This window comes from Kibdelosporangium phytohabitans (genome assembly GCF_001302585.1).
GTDB lineage: Bacteria > Actinomycetota > Actinomycetes > Mycobacteriales > Pseudonocardiaceae > Kibdelosporangium > Kibdelosporangium phytohabitans.
In genome coordinates, this window is record NZ_CP012752.1 from 4,431,640 (window position 1) to 4,449,471 (window position 17,832).

General features: G+C 69.2%; 14 protein-coding genes. 13 read left to right on the top strand and 1 reads right to left on the bottom strand.

The features are described 5' to 3' along the window. Positions 1-144: 144 nt before the first annotated feature. From arc to eccCb, 10 genes are all read left to right on the top strand, one after another. Positions 145-1,950: a proteasome ATPase gene (gene arc, locus AOZ06_RS20380; RefSeq protein WP_054296777.1), complete on the top strand. Its 1,806-nt coding sequence runs from the start codon at positions 145-147 to the stop codon at positions 1,948-1,950. 64 nt (positions 1,951-2,014) lie between these two features. Next, on the top strand, positions 2,015-2,920 hold the full coding sequence (locus AOZ06_RS20385) for an aldo/keto reductase (protein WP_157233130.1): 906 nt from the start codon (positions 2,015-2,017) through the stop codon (positions 2,918-2,920). Between the two features lie 43 nt (positions 2,921-2,963). Continuing rightward, positions 2,964-3,893 (top strand): hypothetical protein, encoded by a 930-nt coding sequence (locus AOZ06_RS20390; RefSeq protein WP_054290862.1) that lies wholly within the window; start codon positions 2,964-2,966, stop codon positions 3,891-3,893. Positions 3,894-3,948: 55 nt separating this feature from the next. Beyond that, positions 3,949-4,890 (top strand): hypothetical protein, encoded by a 942-nt coding sequence (locus AOZ06_RS20395; RefSeq protein WP_054290863.1) that lies wholly within the window; start codon positions 3,949-3,951, stop codon positions 4,888-4,890. A 66-nt stretch (positions 4,891-4,956) separates the two neighbouring features. Continuing rightward, positions 4,957-5,625 (top strand): hypothetical protein, encoded by a 669-nt coding sequence (locus AOZ06_RS20400; protein WP_157233131.1) that lies wholly within the window; start codon positions 4,957-4,959, stop codon positions 5,623-5,625. A gap of 9 nt (positions 5,626-5,634) precedes the next feature. Continuing rightward, the gene (dop, locus tag AOZ06_RS20405; RefSeq protein ID WP_054290865.1) at positions 5,635-7,143 is read left to right on the top strand and encodes a depupylase/deamidase Dop; all 1,509 of its coding nucleotides are present in this window, start codon (positions 5,635-5,637) and stop codon (positions 7,141-7,143) included. Positions 7,144-7,248: 105 nt separating this feature from the next. Beyond that, positions 7,249-7,443 carry a ubiquitin-like protein Pup gene (locus AOZ06_RS20410; protein ID WP_033393337.1) on the top strand — a complete coding sequence of 65 codons (195 nt, stop codon included), beginning with the start codon at positions 7,249-7,251 and terminating at the stop codon, positions 7,441-7,443. 47 nt (positions 7,444-7,490) lie between these two features. Next, entirely contained in the window at positions 7,491-8,345 is an 855-nt protein-coding gene (prcB, locus tag AOZ06_RS20415; RefSeq protein WP_054290866.1) for a proteasome subunit beta, read from the top strand. Between the two features lie 33 nt (positions 8,346-8,378). Then, positions 8,379-9,161, top strand: coding sequence for a proteasome subunit alpha (prcA, locus tag AOZ06_RS20420; protein WP_054290867.1), 783 nt, complete (start codon positions 8,379-8,381; stop codon positions 9,159-9,161). A gap of 88 nt (positions 9,162-9,249) precedes the next feature. Then, positions 9,250-12,483, top strand: coding sequence for a type VII secretion protein EccCb (gene eccCb / locus AOZ06_RS20425; protein WP_157233132.1), 3,234 nt, complete (start codon positions 9,250-9,252; stop codon positions 12,481-12,483). A 12-nt stretch (positions 12,484-12,495) separates the two neighbouring features. Here the strand turns inward: eccCb and AOZ06_RS20430 are convergent, their stop codons facing one another. Next, positions 12,496-13,962 carry a bifunctional phosphatase PAP2/diacylglycerol kinase family protein gene (locus AOZ06_RS20430; protein WP_054290869.1) on the bottom strand — a complete coding sequence of 489 codons (1,467 nt, stop codon included), beginning with the start codon at positions 13,960-13,962 and terminating at the stop codon, positions 12,496-12,498. Between the two features lie 121 nt (positions 13,963-14,083). On the opposite strand from AOZ06_RS20430, the gene pafA reads away from it, so the two are divergent. The 3 genes from pafA to AOZ06_RS20445 all read left to right on the top strand — a co-directional run bounded on the left by pafA (position 14,084) and on the right by AOZ06_RS20445 (position 17,827). Next, positions 14,084-15,442 carry a Pup--protein ligase gene (pafA, locus tag AOZ06_RS20435; protein ID WP_054290870.1) on the top strand — a complete coding sequence of 453 codons (1,359 nt, stop codon included), beginning with the start codon at positions 14,084-14,086 and terminating at the stop codon, positions 15,440-15,442. 451 nt (positions 15,443-15,893) lie between these two features. Continuing rightward, entirely contained in the window at positions 15,894-16,868 is a 975-nt protein-coding gene (locus tag AOZ06_RS20440) for a helix-turn-helix transcriptional regulator (RefSeq protein WP_054290871.1), read from the top strand. Then, a complete protein-coding gene (locus AOZ06_RS20445) occupies positions 16,865-17,827 on the top strand; it encodes a helix-turn-helix transcriptional regulator (protein ID WP_054290872.1) in 963 nt (320 codons plus the stop codon). The genes AOZ06_RS20440 and AOZ06_RS20445 overlap by 4 nt, the downstream gene beginning before the upstream one ends. Positions 17,828-17,832 lie beyond the last annotated feature (5 nt).

Below are 17,832 nucleotides of genomic sequence, written 5' to 3' on the forward strand. Positions count from 1 at the left end.
CTACTACACCGGGATGGAGCATTGAATCCCTCCGAGCGGGGGTTTCTTGACCATGACGCGCCGATCTCGACATCTGGATGAGCTCCGAATGTCAGTGATCACCGGTACCGTATGGGGTACGTAGTTCGGGAGGAGGTGCCGACCATGCAGCACGACCGTCCCGGCAGTCGGCCTGAGGAGGCCGACGACCACAGCGCCGATGAAGGCGCGGGCCGTGAGACTAGTCAGTCCGCGCAGATCCGATTCCTCGAAGAGGAAATCGCGCTGCTGCGCCGCAAGTTGACGGAATCGCCTCGCCATGTGCGCCTGCTCGAGCAGAGGCTCGCCGAAGCCTCGGAACGAGTGGGTCAGCTCACAGAGCGCAACACCAAGCTGGTGGACACGCTGCGCGAGGCCCGAAGCCAGTTGCTGGCGTTGCGGGAGGAGGTGGATCGGCTAGCGCAGCCGCCAAGCGGCTATGGCGTGTATCTGGCCGGTCATGAGGACGGCACGGTGGATGTCTTCACCGCAGGCCGCCGGATGCGGGTGGCGGTGTCGCCCGCGGTCGACCTCGACACGCTCAGGCGCGGACAATCGGTCCGTCTCAACGAGGCGCTGACCGTTGTGGAGGGTGGCACGTTCGAGCAGACCGGCGAGGTCTGCACGTTGCGTGAACTGCTCGCCGCCGGATCCGATGGTGCCTCGTTGCGGGCGCTCGTGGTCGGACATGCCGATGAGGAAAGGGTGGTGTGGCTGGCCGATCCGCTGGCCGACGCACCGCTCAAGCCAGGGGACTCGCTCCTGGTCGACACCAAGTCCGGGTACGCGTACGAGCGCGTGCCCAAGGCAGAGGTCGAGGATCTCGTGCTCGAGGAGGTGCCGGACGTCGACTACGCCGACATCGGTGGCCTCTTCCGGCAGATCGAGCAGATCCGCGACGCGGTGGAACTGCCGTTCCTGCACGCCGAGCTGTACCGGGAGTACGAGCTGCGCCCGCCGAAGGGCGTGCTGCTCTACGGCCCGCCTGGCTGCGGCAAGACGCTCATCGCCAAGGCCGTGGCCAACTCGCTGGCCAAGAAGGTGGCGCTGGCGCGTGGCGAGGACAACAGCGAAGCCAAGTCGTACTTCCTCAACATCAAGGGTCCCGAACTGCTCAACAAGTTCGTGGGCGAGACCGAGCGGCACATCCGGCTGATCTTCCAGCGGGCGCGGGAGAAGGCGTCGGAAGGCACACCGGTGATCGTGTTCTTCGACGAGATGGACTCGATCTTCCGCACCCGCGGCAGCGGCGTGTCGTCCGATGTGGAGACGACCATCGTGCCGCAGCTGCTCAGCGAGATCGACGGTGTCGAAGGTCTCGAGAACGTGATCGTGATCGGCGCGTCCAACCGCGAGGACATGATCGACCCGGCCATCCTGCGGCCCGGCCGGTTGGACGTGAAGATCAAGATCGAGCGTCCGGACGCCGAGGCGGCCAAGGACATCTTCTCGAAGTACCTGACCACCACGTTGCCGATCCACAGCGACGACCTCGACGAGTTCGCCGGGGACCGCCGCGCGTGCCTGGACGCGATGATCCAGCACACCGTGGAGCGGATGTACGAGGAAAGCGAGGACAACAGGTTCCTCGAGGTCACGTACGCCAACGGTGACAAGGAAGTCCTGTACTTCCGCGACTTCAACTCCGGCGCGATGATCCAGAACATCGTCGACCGGGCGAAGAAGGCGGCGATCAAGTCGGTGCTGGAGACCCAGCAGCCGGGGCTGCGCGTGCAGCACCTGCTCGACGCGATCGTCGACGAGTTCGCGGAGAACGAGGACCTGCCCAACACCACCAACCCGGACGACTGGGCCAGGATCTCCGGCAAGAAGGGCGAGCGGATCGTCTACATCCGCACGCTCGTCACCGGCAAGAACCAGGAGTCCGGCAGGGCGATCGACACGGCCACCAACACCGGCCAGTACCTGTAGCGACACCCGGCACCACACGAGCGCCGCGGCCACATCGGCCGCGGCGCTCGTTTACGTTGTGTCCATGCGTATCGCGTTGGGAATGGCAGCACTTGGACGGCCCGCGTACATCAACCTGGGCCGTGACACAGCGTTGCCGGCCGACCGCACGGTCGACGCGATGCGCACAGCGAGTTTCGAGGTGCTCGACGCGGCGTACGCGGCCGGGATCCGGTGGGTGGACGCGGCGAGGTCCTACGGCCGCGCGGAGGAGTTCGTGGCCGCCTGGCTGGCCGACCGCGGGCACGCGGACGTGACCGTGTCGAGCAAATGGGGCTACGAGTACACAGCGGACTGGCGTCCCGACGCTGAAGTACACGAAGTCAAACAACATTCCGCCGCCCGATTCGAGCGCCAGTGGAGCGAGACTCGAGGACTGCTCGAAGTCGGCTTGTACCAAGTGCATTCGCTGACCGGTGACAGTCCGTTGTTCGCCGACGAGGATCTGCGATTCCGAATGGCGGACATCGGCGTCCCGCTGGGATTCTCCACGAGCGGACCGGCACAGGCCGACACGATCCGGCGCGCGTTCGACCTGGAGGTCGGCGGGCAGCGCCTGTTCTCCGCTGTGCAGTCCACATGGAACCTCCTGGAGACCTCGGCGGGCCCCGCGCTGGCGGAGGCGCACACCGAAGGCGCACGGGTGATGCTCAAGGAGGTCATGGCCAACGGCAGGCTCGCGATGCAGCCACCCGGCCCGGTCGCGGACATCGCCATCCGGCACGGCGCGGGCCCCGACGCGGTGGCGATGGCGGCGGCGCTGGCCCAGCCGTGGGCGGATCTCGTGCTGACCGGTGCCGCGAGCGTCGCGCAGCTGCACGCGAACCTGATGCCGGTGCGACTGGACACCGTGGACCACGCGCTGCTGCGCGACCTGGCCGAACCGCCCGAGCAGTACTGGCGGACACGCTCCCAGCTGCGGTGGACCTGAAAATCGGGCCACAGGGGACGGTATGGTTGGCTAGCATGCGGTCGTGCGAAGGACTGGGGGCGTACTGCTCGTCGTAGTCGGCCTGCTGGCGAGCGGCTGCGGGGCGGCGCGGGACCTGCCCGTGCCCGCCGGGTTCCAGCAGGCCGTGCGGGACGTGGCGCGTGACAAGGAGCCGGCGTTCACCGGCTCGACCTGTCTCGCGTTCAAAGACGACCAGGAGACGTACCGGTACCGCGCGGAGTACACCGTCGCCGAGCCGGTCGAGGCGGTCACGGCGCGTGTGCGCACGTCGGGGCTGGCTCGCGGCTGGCAGGTGTTCCGGGCGAAGAGCGGCGCCTTCCTGATGTCCAGCTGGCACGAACGCGGCCCGATCATCGTCGGGGTGAGCGCGGACGGCCCGAACACCAAGGTGTCCGCAGTCAACTCCTACAACTGCGCCAACCCAGCCGATCCGGGCCGCGACGTGCCCGAGGACGACCCGTTGCACCAGGCGATGGCGGGCGCCGTGCCCGAACTGGGAGACGGCCAGAAGCGGGTGCTCGAGAGGGCGTACACGGCCGGGCGGGAACTCAGCATCGCGATCGCGCCGTTGCTGGACACGCGGGAGATCGAGCCGAGCGTGGCCCTCCCGCTCCCTGTCGACCTCGCCAAGGGCCCTGTCGAGGTCGAGGCGTGCTCCGGTGGCGTCAAGCTGCACGCGAAAGCAGCCGCGGTCCAGGGCTTCATCTCCGGCACAACCGACATCGAGGCAGTCGAGCAGCGCGTGTACGCCGCGGCGCGTGCCCAGTGGCAGGCGGTTGACCGGTCGTTGACCGACCAACACGGACTGAGTGTCCGGTTGGCCCGCGCTAGCGGTAGCACGACCGTCCAGCTGTACCTGACCATCGCCCGCGGTGAGGACCAGCAGAAACGGCCTGGTCTGACCGTGCGGGGCGCGGTGCTGACCGGATGCGTGCCGTCAACCGCGAGTTGAGCCATCCGACGGCCAACCGGTCACATGGGACAGTGCGGGCGGCTAGCATCCGGCCGTGCGAAAGACCGGGGGAGCGCTGCTCATCGCGTCCGGCCTGCTCGTGAGCGGGTGCGGACAGTCCATCAAAGACCTCGACGTGCCTGGCGACTTCCAGCAGCTGATCCGGGACGTGTCGGTCGGCGGCCAGCCGAGCTTCAGCGGCAAGACCTGCTTCTCCAAGCCGCTGGAGGAACGGGAGTCCCACCGCTACCGCGCCGAGTTCACCGTGCCGGGCAGCCTGGCGAAGGTGAGTGACCAGCTGCGCGGTTCGGCAGTTGGACACGGCTGGCAGCCGCACCGGACCAGGAACGGCGAGTTCGTGCTCATCCGGTCGCTGAACAAGCGCGAGGTCGTGCTCAGTGCCGCCGCCGACGGCCAGAACACGAAGGTGTCCGCGTTCACCGAGCACAACTGCGGTGGGGACGTCCCCCGCGACCCGCTGCTCAACCTCGTCCTGGGCGACAACGCCGACCCCGATCCCGCGCCACGGCAGCGGCAGTTGCTCGCCAGCGCGTACGACACCGTGCACCAGCTGGGCGTCGCCGTGTCGGCGGAGCTGGATCCCGGCAAGGCCGACCCGGCGAGGATGCCGTCACTGCCGCCGATCCCGGACGACTACCCGCAGACCGACTTGAAGGGCTGCGACGCCGACGCGGCGACCGGCGCCCAGGGCGCGCAGTGGGTCAGTTCGGGGCTGGTCGCCGGGTTCTTCACCGACACGACGGACTTCAAGGTCGTCGAGGACCGCATCCAGGCCGTGGCGGGCAAGCGGTGGAAGGCAACGGGACGCAAGGACAACGTCGCCAAGCGCGTGTCCTACGAGCTTGAGCGGGAAGTCGGCGGTGTGCGGGCGGCGCTGGTGGTGGAGCTCAAGCAGACCGAGGACCACCGCGGCAGGCCCGGAGTGAACGTGCAGGGCGGCATCGTCACCGGGTGCGTGCCGCCGACGGTGGGCTGAGAGGGCCCGCTAAGGTCTGGCGCGGGGAGACCTGACCAAGATCACAACCAAGAGGGACGACACACCTTGCGTCGTGTGCACGTGCTCGTCGGCGTCGGTGCGGCGCTGCTGCTGGCGGGCTGCTCGGACCGGCCGAACGACCTCGTGGACAACCGGTACTACCAGGACCCGGAACCCACCACGAGCAACACCACACCCCCGCCCGCGCCGGCTCAGGACCCGTCGCCTGCCGCTGCCCCGACGACGCGGCGCAAGGCCGTCGAACTCGACGGGCACGCGATGACCGCCAAGGACCTCGCCGAGGAGGGCGTCCAACCCGCAGGCAGCCCCGCGCGGACCGTCCAGCCGGCGCTGCCGGACTGCCAGGCGCCGCTCGGCGCCGCCAAGGCCGCGTACCAGATCGCTTGGGCCTACCCGACCGGATCGACGATCCGGCAGTACTTGGCCGAATACGGGGAAAAAGCGGGGGACGTGGTCGCGGCGGCCCGCGCGAAGCTCACGTGCGGCACCTACTCCGCGGCTGGATCCGAGGTCCGCGTCGGCACGCCGGCCACCGCCAACGGGCAGGTCAGCTGGTGTGCCACCAGTTCGCGGCAGTCCGCGTGCACGGTGCTCGAAGCCGACGGGACCGTGCTGTCGGTCGTGGTCGTGACGGCCTCGACGGAGGCGAAGGCGAAGGCCGCGGTGACCCGAATCGCACCACTCGCTGCAACGGCCCTTGGCCGGAACTCCTAGGCTTGTCCCATGCGGCGGATCATGGGTACCGAGGTCGAGTACGGCATTGCCGTTCCCGGCGACGCGACAGCCAATCCCGTACTGACATCGACCCAGGTCGTGCTCGCCTACGCGGCGGCCGCGGACATCCCGAGGGCTCGCCGGGCCCGATGGGACTACGAGGTGGAATCACCGCTGCGCGACGCGCGCGGCTTCGACCTCGGCGCGCCGAGCATGGCGCCGTCCGATCCGGACGTGGAGGACCTCGGCGCGGCGAACGTCATCCTCACCAACGGCGCCCGGCTGTACGTCGACCACGCCCACCCCGAGTACTCGGCCCCCGAGGTCACCAACGCGCGTGACGCGGTGATCTGGGACAAGGCGGGGGAGCGCGTGATGGAGGAGGCGGCGCTCAAGGCCGCCACCGTCCCCGGCCAGCCCCGCCTGCAGCTGTACAAGAACAACGTCGACGGCAAGGGCGCGAGCTACGGCACGCACGAGAACTACCTGATGAGCCGGAGCACGCCGTTCACGTCGGTGATCTCCGGGCTGACGCCGTTCTTCGCGTCCCGCCAGGTGATCTGCGGCTCCGGCCGCGTCGGCATCGGCGTCGCGGGCGAGGAAGCCGGGTTCCAGCTCTCGCAGCGCTCGGACTACATCGAGGTCGAGGTCGGCCTGGAGACCACGCTCAAGCGCGGCATCATCAACACCCGCGACGAGCCGCACGCCGACGCGGACAAGTACCGGCGGCTGCACGTGATCATCGGCGACGCGAACCTGGCCGAGTACTCCACGTACCTCAAGGTCGGCACGGCGGCGCTGGTCATCGACATGATCGAGTCCGGGGTCCGGTTCGACCACCTCAAGCTCGCCGACCCGGTGCGCGCGGTGCACCACCTCAGCCACGACCCGACACTCAGGACCACGGTCGAGCTGTCCAACGGGCGCAAGTTCACCGGGCTGGACATCCAGTCGGCGTACATGGAGCTGGCCGCCGAGCACGTCGAGAAGACCGACCAGGACGCCGTGTCCCGGCACGTGCTGCGGACCTGGGCGGAGATCATCGACGCGCTGCGCCGCGACCCGCTCGAGTGCGCCGACCGGCTGGACTGGCCAGCCAAGCTGCGGCTGATGGAGGGCTTCATGGCCCGCGACAACCTGCAGTGGTCCTCGCCCCGGCTGTCGCTGATCGACCTGCAGTACTCCGACGTGCGGCTGGACAAGGGCCTCTACAACCGCCTGGTCGCCCGCGGCTCGATGAAGCGGCTGGTGACCGAGGAGGAGGTGCAGGTGGCGATCACCGAGCCGCCGAGCGACACGCGTGCCTTCTTCCGCGGCCGCTGCCTGGAGAAGTACCCGAACTCGATCGCCGCCGCGTCGTGGGACTCGGTGATTTTCGATCTCGGCCGCGAGTCACTGGTCCGGATCCCCACCCTCGAGCCGCTGCGCGGGACGAAAGCGCACGTCGGAGCCCTGTTGGAGGCCGCTTCGACGGCCGAGGAGCTCGTCGACGCGCTGACCGGCGCACCCCGCGGCTGAGGGTGGTTCCGGTTCACTCGTGGAGAAACACGGGTCAACCTGTGGGACACATGTCGGTCCCCCTGGGTAGTGTTCATGTAGGCCAGTCGAAAACCGGGAGGCCCGATGTCCCAGGAAAAGGTCCAGCGCCAGGGTGGCGGCGACAACGACGACGATGCCGTCGACGGTGCGCCTGCCGGTCAGGAGCGCAGGGAGAAGCTCGGCGAGGACGTGGACACCATCCTCGACGAGATCGACGACGTGCTTGAGGAAAACGCGGAGGACTTCGTCCGCGCCTACGTGCAAAAGGGCGGCGAGTAACCTTTTCCCGCCGTAAGCAGGAACCAGCAGAGCGACGAAAGCAGGGCATGGACCACACCTTCTCCCGCCAGGGGGCGGGCACCGGGCTACCGGCTGCCTATCTCTCGGCCGCGTCATTGTCATTCAGCGACTTCCTGCGCTCGCAGGCGCCCGATCTGCTTCCGGGCGCCCGCGCGGCGGAGCTGAACAACCAGGCCGCGTTGAGCGACGTGCCGCACGGCACGACCATCGTGGCGGTCACGTACCAGGGCGGCGTGCTGCTGGCAGGTGACCGGCGTGCCACGTCGGGCAACCTGATCGCCCAGCGTGACATGGAGAAGGTCTACGTCACCGACGAGTATTCCGCCGTCGGGATCGCGGGCACAGCGGGTCTCGCGGTGGAGATGGTCCGCCTGTACACCGTCGAGCTGGCGTACTACGAGAAGATCGAGGGCGTACCGCTCTCGCTGGACGGTAAGGCGAACAAGCTCGCCACGACCGTGCGCGAGAACCTCACCATGGCGATGAACGGCCTCGCTGTGGTGCCGCTGTTCGTCGGCTACGACGTCGACGCGGATTCGCCACGCGGCAGGATCGTGTCCTACGACGTGGTCGGCGGGCGCTACGAGGAGCGGGCGGGATTCCACGCGGTCGGCTCCGGCTCGCTGTTCGCGCGCTCGGCGCTGAAGAAGCTCTACGACCCGGACGGCGGGCAGGACGCGGCGATCCGGTGGGCGGTCGAGGCGTTGTACGACGCGGCCGAGGACGACACGGCCACGGGCGGTCCGGACATCCACCGGCGGATCTTCCCGTCCATCATCACGATCACCGGGGCGGACGGCGCGGTCCGGCTGCCCGAGGAACAAACGAGTGCGGTGGCCGAGGCGGTCGTCGCCGACCGCAGTCAACGGCCGCGTGGCTGAGACCCGTCCGCACGAGATCCAGGAGCCACTGCTGTGAGTATGCCGCTGTTCGCCTCGCCCGAGCAGTTGATGCGGGAGAAGTCCGAGATCGCCCGCAAGGGCATCGCGCGGGGCCGCAGTGTCGTCGTGCTGAAGTACGCCGGTGGCGTGCTGTTCGTCGCGGAGATCCCGGCGAAGAGCACCCTGCGCAAGGTTTCCGAGCTCTACGACCGCATCGGGTTCGCCGCCGCGGGCCGCTACAGCGAGTTCGAGGGCCTGCGCCGCGGCGGGATCAGGCACGCCGAGCTGTGGGGTTTCGCCTACGACCGCAGGGATGTGTCCGCCCGCCAGCTCGCGAACGTCTACGCGCAGTCCCTCGGGCAGATCTTCACCGAGCAGCTCAAGCCGTACGAGGTGGAGCTGTGCGTCGCCGAGGTCGGCGCGTCGGCCGAGCAGGACCAGATGTTCCGGCTCACCTACGACGGCTCGATCGTCGACGAGTCCCGCTACATGGTGATGGGCGGCAACGTCGACCCGATCGTCACGGCGCTGAAGGACACCTACAGCGAGGGCCTGGAGCTGTCCGCCGCTGTCGACGTGGCGGTGCGTGCGCTGAGCAAGTCGAACACGCCGGGCAACGCCAACAGCAACGGCAACGGTGGTGGGCTGCTCACGTCCGAGAACCTCGAAGTCGCTGTGCTCGACCGGGCCCGGCTGGACCGGGCCCGCCCGCGCCGCGCCTTCCGCCGGATCGCGGGTGAGGCGCTGACCGCGTTGCTGCCCACCGACGAACCACCGGCCGCCGCCGAGGAAGCCCCACCGGCGACCGACAAGTAAGCGAGCAGCACACTCGGGCCCGGGGGACAACGCTCCCCGGGCCCGGTTTCTTGTCATTGTCAGGTTGTTCTCAGGGGGAGTGGAAGGCGTGACAGGACGCCGTATCGCGTTGCTGGTCGCAACGAGCGAACACATCGATCCGACTCTGCGGGAGCCGCGTGTGCTCTCCGGCGACGGCAGGCGGCTGCGGGACCTGCTGCTCGACCCGGAGGTGGGCGGGTTCGACGAGGTCGTCCTCGTGGCGAACGAGTCCAAGTCGGGCATCGAACGCGAAGCCGAGCGCCTGCTGCGCGGGTGTACCCCCGAGGACACGGTGTTGGTCCACATGACCGGCCGTGGCTTCATGAACCACTACAGCCACCTGTTCTTCGCCACCGTCAGCACCGACGTGACGTTGCCGTACTCGACGGCCGTGCCGTCCCTGGTGCTCTGGCACCTGCTGTTCCAGTCCCAGGCCGGGGTGAAGGTGCTCCTGCTGGACTGCGCCATCCACTTCCCGATGAACATCGACGACTACTTCGGCGACAGCGCGTACACGTTCTCGGCGACGAACCAGCTCACCGCGACGCTGGTGCGCGGTCTCGAAACCGGCGCGGCCGACACGGACGGCGACGGCCAGATCTCGGTCAACGACGTGGCGGAGTACCTCGGGCGGGAACTGACGGGCGGGTGGAGCGCCCGCGCGGGCCAGTTCGACGTCAACACCCCGATAGCGAAGGCACGCGGCGGTGCCCCGGTACCGGTCCTCATCGACTACACCGAGGGCACGGGCAAACCCGACCTGGCCACGGTGCTCGGGTTGTCGTCCGCGACGGAGTTCGACCCCAGGCAGGCGTGGCGGCGACGCCCGGAGAACGAGCGGTTCCGGGCGCCGGTCGGTATCGACGGCGACGGGCGGAAGGTCGAGCTCGACCTGAAGATGGGACCGATGGACGGCATGGGCCCGCACGGCCTCGTCGTCGGCGCCGCGGGGTCCGGCAAGTCGGAGTTGCTGCGCACGGTCGTGCTGGCGATGGCCGCGACCCACGCGACGGACGCGGTCAACTTCGTCTTCGTCGACTGCGGTTCAGGCGGCACCTTCCAGGGCATGGAGACCATGCCGCAGGTGTCGGCGACGGTGACCGGTCTCGGTGACGACCAATGGCAGATCCGCAGGTTGCAGGACGCCCTGGCCGGTGAGGCCGACAGGCGCCAGCAGCTGCTGCGGAACGCGGGCAGCTTCCGCACCTTCTGGGACTACGAGCGGGCCAGGGAGAACGGTGCCGACCTGGATCCGTTGCCCGCGCTGCTGATCGTGATCGACGAGTTCGCCGCTCTGCTCGCGGCCCGGCCCGCCTTCCGGGATCTGCTGATCACGCTCGGCCGGGTGGGCGGATCGCTGGGGATCCACCTGCTGCTGGCCGGGGAGGAGTTCGACCAGGACGTCGTGAAGGCGCTGGACGCACGGCTGACGTACCGGATCGGCTTGCGGACGGCCACAGCGGAGCAGTCCACCGCCGTGATCGGCGTCCCGGACGCGGCCGAACTGCCGGAGGAACCCGGTGCTGCCTACCTGAAGACCGACAAGGCTTTGGTCCGTTTCAACACGGTGCCGGTCTCCGTACCCGTGGACACCTCGCCGCAGGCCGCTTCCGTGCTCGACGTCCTGGTGTCCGCGATGGCCGGCCAGGCACCGAGTGCGTACGCGGTGTGGTTGCCGCCGATGGACTCCTCGTATCCGCTGGACATGCTGCTGGCTCCGCTGGACTCGGTCCCGGAACGCGGCTTGGCGCCGACCAACTCGCCGTGGATCGGCGGGCTGCAGACGCCCGTCGGCCTCATCGACAAACCGTACGAGCAGCGCCGCGACCAGCTGTGGACGGACTTCGCCGGTCCCGCGGGCCACGGCGCGGTGGTCGGGGCGCCCGGGGCGGGCAAGTCGGCGCTGCTGCGCACCCTGGTGCTGTCGATGGCGTTGACGCACACCCCGCTGGAAGCGCAGTTCCACTGCGTCGACCTCGGCGGCGGCACGCTCGCGCCCCTCGGTGACCTGCCGCACGTCGGCGCCGTGGTCTCGGCCGCCGACAAGGAACTCGCTCAGCGAGTCGTCCGCGAACTCACGTCGCTGGTCGCTGACCGGGAGCGGCGGTTCCGCGAACAAGCCATCGACTCGATGGCCGTGTTCCGTGAGCGCAAACGGGACAAGCGCGTCAGCAACGACCAGTTGGGTGACGTGTTCCTGGTCGTGGACGGCTGGAAGGCGTTCGGCCAGCAGTTCCCCGAGCTCGAGGCCCAGGTCCTCACCCTGTTCGCCAACGGCCTCGCGTACGGCGTGCACGTGATCGTGTCGGCGCAGCGGTGGGCCGACATCCCACCGGCGACGAAGGACCTGATCGGCACGAGGTTCGAGCTGCGCCTCGCCGATCCGGCCGAGACCGACACGCACGCCCAGAACGCGGCGGACGTGCCCACCGACCGGCCGGGTGCCGGTCTGACCAGGGACAGCCTGCACTTCCGCGCCGGCCTGCCACGTATCGACGGCTCGATGCAGGCCGAGGACGTGGACGCGGGCCTGCGGGACGCGTTGGACAAGATCCGTCAGCACTGGCACGGTCAGACGCCGCCGTTGGTGCGTGCCGAGCGGTACGTGGGCGTCAGCAGGCGGTATCCGATCGGTGCGCACGCCACAAGCAAGCAGCCTGTGTTCGTCGACTTCGACGCCGATCCACACCTGCTTGTGTACGGCGACAGCGAATCGGGCAAGACGAACGTGCTGCGCTCCATCGTGCGTGCCGTCACGCAGCACAGCACCGACAAAGAAGCGCTGTTCATGCTCGTCGACTACCGCCGCTCGATGCTCGGCTTCATCGACGGTTCGCACCTGCTGGCCTACGCGATCTCGCCGATGCAGCTGGATCAGAACATGCCGGACGTCGTCACGTCGCTGCGCAAACGGCTGCCCGGCGGCGATGTCACTCCCGAGCAGCTCAGGAACCGCTCGTGGTGGACTGGCCCGGAGCTCTACCTGATCGTCGACGACTACGACCTGCTCGCCCGCAACGGCGAGACCCCGCTGAGCCCGTTGCGCGACCTGCTGCCGTACGGCCGGGACGTCGGCCTGCACCTGATCCTGGCCCGGCGCCGGGTGCCCGGGCAGCCGCGGTTGTTCGACCCGGTCATCGAGCAGCTCGAAAGGCTCGACACCCCGGCCGTGCTGCTGGGCGCGAACGAGGACGAGAGCGACCCGAAGGTGCTCCCGCCCCCGAACGCGGTGCTGTCCGGCAAATCCGGCAGGCAGCCGATCGAGGTGACCTGGATCAACCCGGATCAGGCCAATCCCTAGCGGTCACGACCACTAGCGGTAGACGCTCAACGCGGCCGGCTGGGCACTGAAGCGGAACCTGGTGCCCAGCGGGCCGACCTCGCCGTCGGTGGCGATCCGGATCGGTTTGCCGTGCACGATCACGTCCAGGTCCTGGACCTCCCGGTGGCAGTAGGTCCGGCTGCGGTGCAACGCGCCGAGCACGGCGCCCAGCACGAACCGCAGGCGGGAGAACGGCACGTCGGCGCGGATGTACCGGACGTCCATCAGGCCCTTGTCCAGCTCGGGGCGCGTGGTCGGGGCGAACCCCTTCGGCCGGTAGGAGCCGTTGCCGACGAACACCATCCAGACCAGCTGCGGGTTGCCGTTGATGGTCAGCCGCAGCGGCATCGACTTCGACAGCACGCGGACGAGCGCGAGCGCCCCGGCGGGCCACTTGCCCCAGCGCCGGGTCAGTTTCTCGCGAAGCCGCACCATGTCGGGGTAGCCGCCGAGGCTGGCCGTGTTGAGGAACCAGCGCGGCTCGTGGTCGTCGACGTCGACGTGGCTGAGGTCGACGCGCACGCCATCCCCGGCCGACAGCGCGTCGGCGACGCTCTGGATGCCGTCGATGCCGACGTCCCTGGCGAAGTGGTTGAGGGTTCCCGCGGGCACGAGGACGAGCGGCAGGTGCCGTTCGGCCGCGACCGCGGAGACCGCCGCGACCGTGCCGTCGCCGCCCGCGACCGCGAGGGCCTTCGGCGGGACCTCGGCCTCGTCGATCGCCTTGTGCAGCTGCTCGATCAGGTCGCCGTCCGGGTAGATCACGGTCGCCTTCGGCCAGTGCGCGTGGATCTGCTCGGTCGGGTCCTGCCCGTCGACACCCGAACCGGGGTTCACGAGCGCGAGAACGCCTTCGCCGTTCTCGATCGCCGGTAACGCCGAATGCGGGTACGCGCTGGCGGGTTCGTCCGCGCCCATCGGCCACCACCGGCGGGTCGCCATGCCCGCGGCGACGCCGATCGCCGCGCCCGCGGCCACGTCCGTCGGCCAGTGCACCCCGGTGTGGACGCGCGAGTACGCGACCGCCGCGGCGAGCGGCAGCACGGCGGCGCCCAGTACCGGGCTCTCCATCGCCAGCGCGGTCGTGAACGCCACCGCCGACGCCGAATGCCCGGAGGGGAAGGACGAGGACGTCGGCCGTTTGGTGAGCCTGCGGTATGTGGGCAACAACTCAGCGGCGGGTCTGCGCCGGGGGAACAGCCGTTTGCCGACGAGGTTCGCACTGGCGCTCGCGAAGCCGATCGCGACCACACCCCGTAGCGCCGCCCGGCGTGTCTTGCCCTTCCGCAGCGCCAGCACGCCGGCCACGCTGAACCACAGAACACCGTGGTTGGCCGACTTGGTGAGGCTCTTCATCGCCCGGTCGACCGTGGTCTCGGGCAGCTCCGCACTACGGCGGACTAGGTGTTTGTCGACCTGACTAGCGTCGCGCAATGATCTTCGTACCCGTCGGAACACCCTTTGAACGGTAGCGACAGAGCGGGCCGGGCGCTGATCGGATGTCTCATTTCGGGTAGTTGACCTATGACGCCCCGAACGGCGCACGGTAGTCGGCGCCGAGACCGCCTAGGCTGAAGGGATGCAGCGGCGGATCTTCGGCATCGAAACCGAGTTCGGTGTGACCTGCACCTTTCACGGCCAGCGCAGGCTGAGCCCCGACGAGGTGGCCAGGTACCTGTTCCGGCGGGTCGTGTCGTGGGGGCGTTCATCGAACGTCTTCCTGCGCAACGGCTCGCGCCTCTACCTGGACGTCGGATCGCACCCGGAGTACGCCACAGCGGAGTGTGACGACCTGGTGCAGCTGGTCACGCACGACAAGGCGGGCGAGCGAATCCTGGAGGACCTGCTCGTCGACGCCGAGCGGCGACTGGCCGACGAGGGCATCGGCGGCGACATCTTCCTGTTCAAGAACAACACGGACTCGGCGGGCAACTCCTACGGCTGCCACGAGAACTACCTGGTCACCAGGGCCGGGGAGTTCTCGCGGATAGCGGACGTGCTGTTGCCGTTCCTGGTGACCCGCCAGCTGATCTGCGGGGCGGGCAAGGTCCTGCAGACCCCGAGGGGCGCGGTCTACTGCCTGTCCCAGCGGGCGGAACACATCTGGGAGGGCGTCTCCAGCGCGACGACCAGGTCCCGGCCGATCATCAACACCCGCGACGAGCCGCACGCGGACGCCGAGCGCTACCGCAGGCTGCACGTGATCGTCGGCGACTCGAACATGTCCGAGTCGACCACCCTGCTGAAGGTGGGCAGCGCCAACCTCGTGCTGGAGATGATCGAGGAAGGCGTGCAGTTCCGGGACTTCAGCCTGGACAACCCGATCCGCGCGATCCGCGAGATCAGCCACGACCTGACCGGCAGGCGGCTGGTGCGGCTGGCAGGCGGGCGCGAGGCCTCGGCGCTGGACATCCAGCGCGAGTACTACAACAAGGCCGTCGAGCACGTCGCCCGCAAGGACGAGAACCCGGTGACGAACCGGGTGATGGAGCTGTGGGGCCGCACGCTGGACGCGGTGGAGAACGAGGACCTCTCCCGCATCGACCGCGAGATCGACTGGGCGATCAAGCACCGGCTGGTCGAGCGCTACCAGGCCAAGCACAACCTGGAGCTCTCCAGCGCCCGCGTGGCGCAGCTCGACCTCGCGTACCACGACATCAGGCGTGGCCGCGGGATCTTCGACCTGCTGCAGCGCAAGGACCTCGTCCAGCGGGTGACCGACGACGGCGAGATCGAGGCGGCCAAGGACACCCCGCCGCAGACCACCCGCGCGAAGCTGCGCGGTGACTTCATCGCCGCGGCGCAGGAAGCGGGCCGCGACTTCACTGTGGACTGGGTGCACCTGAAGCTCAACGACCAGGCTCAGCGGACCGTGCTGTGCAAGGACCCGTTCCGCGCGGTGGACGAGCGCGTCGAAAGGCTGATCGCCTCGCTCTGAGTCCGGCCTTCGGTGGTCTGCCTTTCGTCCGGGGGTGGTCAGGACTGGGCCCTCGCCGGGAGGCAGACCCGCTGAGCAGGAGTCAGCGCCGCGGAGCGGCATAACGGACACGTTGCCGCCGCCCGGCAGGCCGCCGAGGCCCGCTGGGCATGGAGCAAGACCGCGCGGCCACACACGTGGAAGCCACCGGTTGTGCGTACTCGGCCTCGCCCGCAGCGTAAGACCGCACGCCCCACCGGCTGGTGACGTAGGCGGCGAGGCACAGCACAACCACGAGACAGATCCACACGCGCAGTAGCGTGGATCAGCCCGGCTCGTTTCGCGCTTGATGCCACCCGAACGTGTCACGAGACCGCGCCGAGCAGTGCACTCCCGTACCGATGGTCCATCGGCTCGTACTCGTTGGCGCGTTGGGTGTCAGGCGTTGTCCGGGTGGCGTTAAGGTCATGCGGTGTCCATCGCCCGTGCGGAACGCCTGGTGAACCTGGTGCTCTGCTTGTTGTCCACCCGGCAGTTCCTGTCCGCTGAGCGGATCCGCTCGATCGTGCCCGGGTACGCCGACGCGCCCACCACCGAGGCCTTCTCCCGCATGTTCGAGCGGGACAAGACCGAGCTGCGCGAACTGGGCATTCCGCTGGAAACCGGGCGCAACAACGGCTTCGACGGGTTCGACGCCGTGGACGGCTACCGCATCGCGCGCCGCGACTACGAACTCGGCGACATCGATCTCGAACCGGACGAGGCCGCGGCCGTCGCCCTCGCCGCCCGCCTCTGGGACTCGCCGGAGCTGACGGGCGCCGCGCACAGGGCGATCATCAAGCTCCGTGCCGCCGGGGTGGACGTGGACCAGACGTCGCCCGCCATCGTCGAACCGAAGGTCCGCACGGCCGAACCGTCGTTCAGCCCGCTGCTCGGCGCGGTCCAGGCAGGCAAAGCCGTCACGTTCTCCTACCGCCGCCCGACTCCCGCCGAGCTCAGGTCCCGCACGATCGAGCCGTGGGGCGTGGTGTCGTGGCGCGGGCGTTGGTACGTCGTCGGCCACGACCGCGATCGGGGCGCGCCGCGGTGCTTCCGGCTGTCCCGGATCGTCGGCGACGTCAAGGTCGTCGGCCCGGCTGATTCCGTGCCCAGGCCCGAGAACATCAACCTGCTCGACTTCGTCGCCACGACCGGCAGCGAACCCGCGCCCGCGGCCACGGCCAAGGTGTGGGTCGCGCGGGGCAAGGCCGCCGGTGTCCGCCGCCGGGCCAAGGTGCTCGGCACGCGCCAGATCGGCGGGGTCGCCGGTGACGAGGTCGAACTGGAGCTGCGGTTCCCCGAGTCCGCCGCCTCGTGGCTGGCCGGGTTCGGCCCAGACGTGCTCGTCATCGAGCCGGAAGTGCTGCGCAAATCGGTGTACGAACGGCTGCTGGAGGCGGCGCGATGACCGACCGCCTGCCCAGGCTCCTCGCGCTGGTGCCGTACCTGCTGGCCAGGCCCGGAATCCGGGTCGACGAGGCGGCCGAGGACTTCGGCGTGACCGAGAAGCAGCTGCGCAAGGACCTCGAACTGCTGTGGATGTGCGGTCTGCCCGGGTACGGGCCCGGTGACCTGATCGACCTGTCCTTCGAGGGCGAGACGATCACGGTCGCGTTCGACGCGGGCATGAGCCGTCCGCTGCGGCTGACCGGAGCGGAGGCAACGGCGTTGCTCGTCGCGTTGCGCGCGCTGGGGGAGACGCCGGGCGTCGTCGACGGCGAGGCTGTGCGGCGCGCGGTCGCGAAGATCGAGGCCGCGGCCGGTCTGGCCCAACCAGCCGGCGTCGTGGTGGGCCTCGGTGTGCGCGAGGGCGAGGACACCGCCGAGGTGCGCCGGATCGTGCAGGGCGCGCTGACCGCGCAGAAGGCACTGCGGATCACGTACTACACCGCGTCCAAGGACGAGATCACCGAACGGACCGTCGACCCGATGCGGCTGCTCATCGTCGAAGGCCGTTCCTACCTCGAAGCCTGGTGCCGCCGGGCCGACGCCGTGCGCCTGTTCCGGCTCGACCGCATCGACGAGGTGACGCAGCTCGGTGAACCGGCCGCGCCGCCGCCGTACGCCGAGCCCACCGACGTGTCGAGCGGCCTGTTCACGCCGCAGCCCGACCAGCTCGTGGCCACGCTCGTGCTGGAGCCGGACGCGCGGTGGCTGGCCGAGTACTACCCGGTGGAGGACGCCGAGGAGCTCGAAGGCGGCCGGATCCGGGTCCGGATGCGTTACGCCGATCGGTCATGGATGGTCCGGCTCCTGCTCGGCCAGGGCGGCGAGGTGCACGTGGAGTCGCCGCCCGATCTCGCGGACCAACTGCGGACACGTGCCCGTCAGGCGCTTGAACTGGCCGGCAACCTCGCGTCAACCTGATGCGG

Bases quoted from the DNA above. Each gene is read 5' to 3' on its own strand.
- dop (WP_054290865.1), top strand. From the start codon at position 5,635: ATGCGGCGGATCATGGGTACCGAGGTCGAGTACGGCATTGCCGTTCCC.
- AOZ06_RS20445 (WP_054290872.1), top strand. From the start codon at position 16,865: ATGACCGACCGCCTGCCCAGGCTCCTCGCGCTGGTGCCGTACCTGCTG.
- arc (WP_054296777.1), top strand. From the start codon at position 145: ATGCAGCACGACCGTCCCGGCAGTCGGCCTGAGGAGGCCGACGACCAC.
- AOZ06_RS20410 (WP_033393337.1), top strand. From the start codon at position 7,249: ATGTCCCAGGAAAAGGTCCAGCGCCAGGGTGGCGGCGACAACGACGAC.
- pafA (WP_054290870.1), top strand. From the start codon at position 14,084: ATGCAGCGGCGGATCTTCGGCATCGAAACCGAGTTCGGTGTGACCTGC.
- AOZ06_RS20385 (WP_157233130.1), top strand. From the start codon at position 2,015: ATGCGTATCGCGTTGGGAATGGCAGCACTTGGACGGCCCGCGTACATC.
- prcB (WP_054290866.1), top strand. From the start codon at position 7,491: ATGGACCACACCTTCTCCCGCCAGGGGGCGGGCACCGGGCTACCGGCT.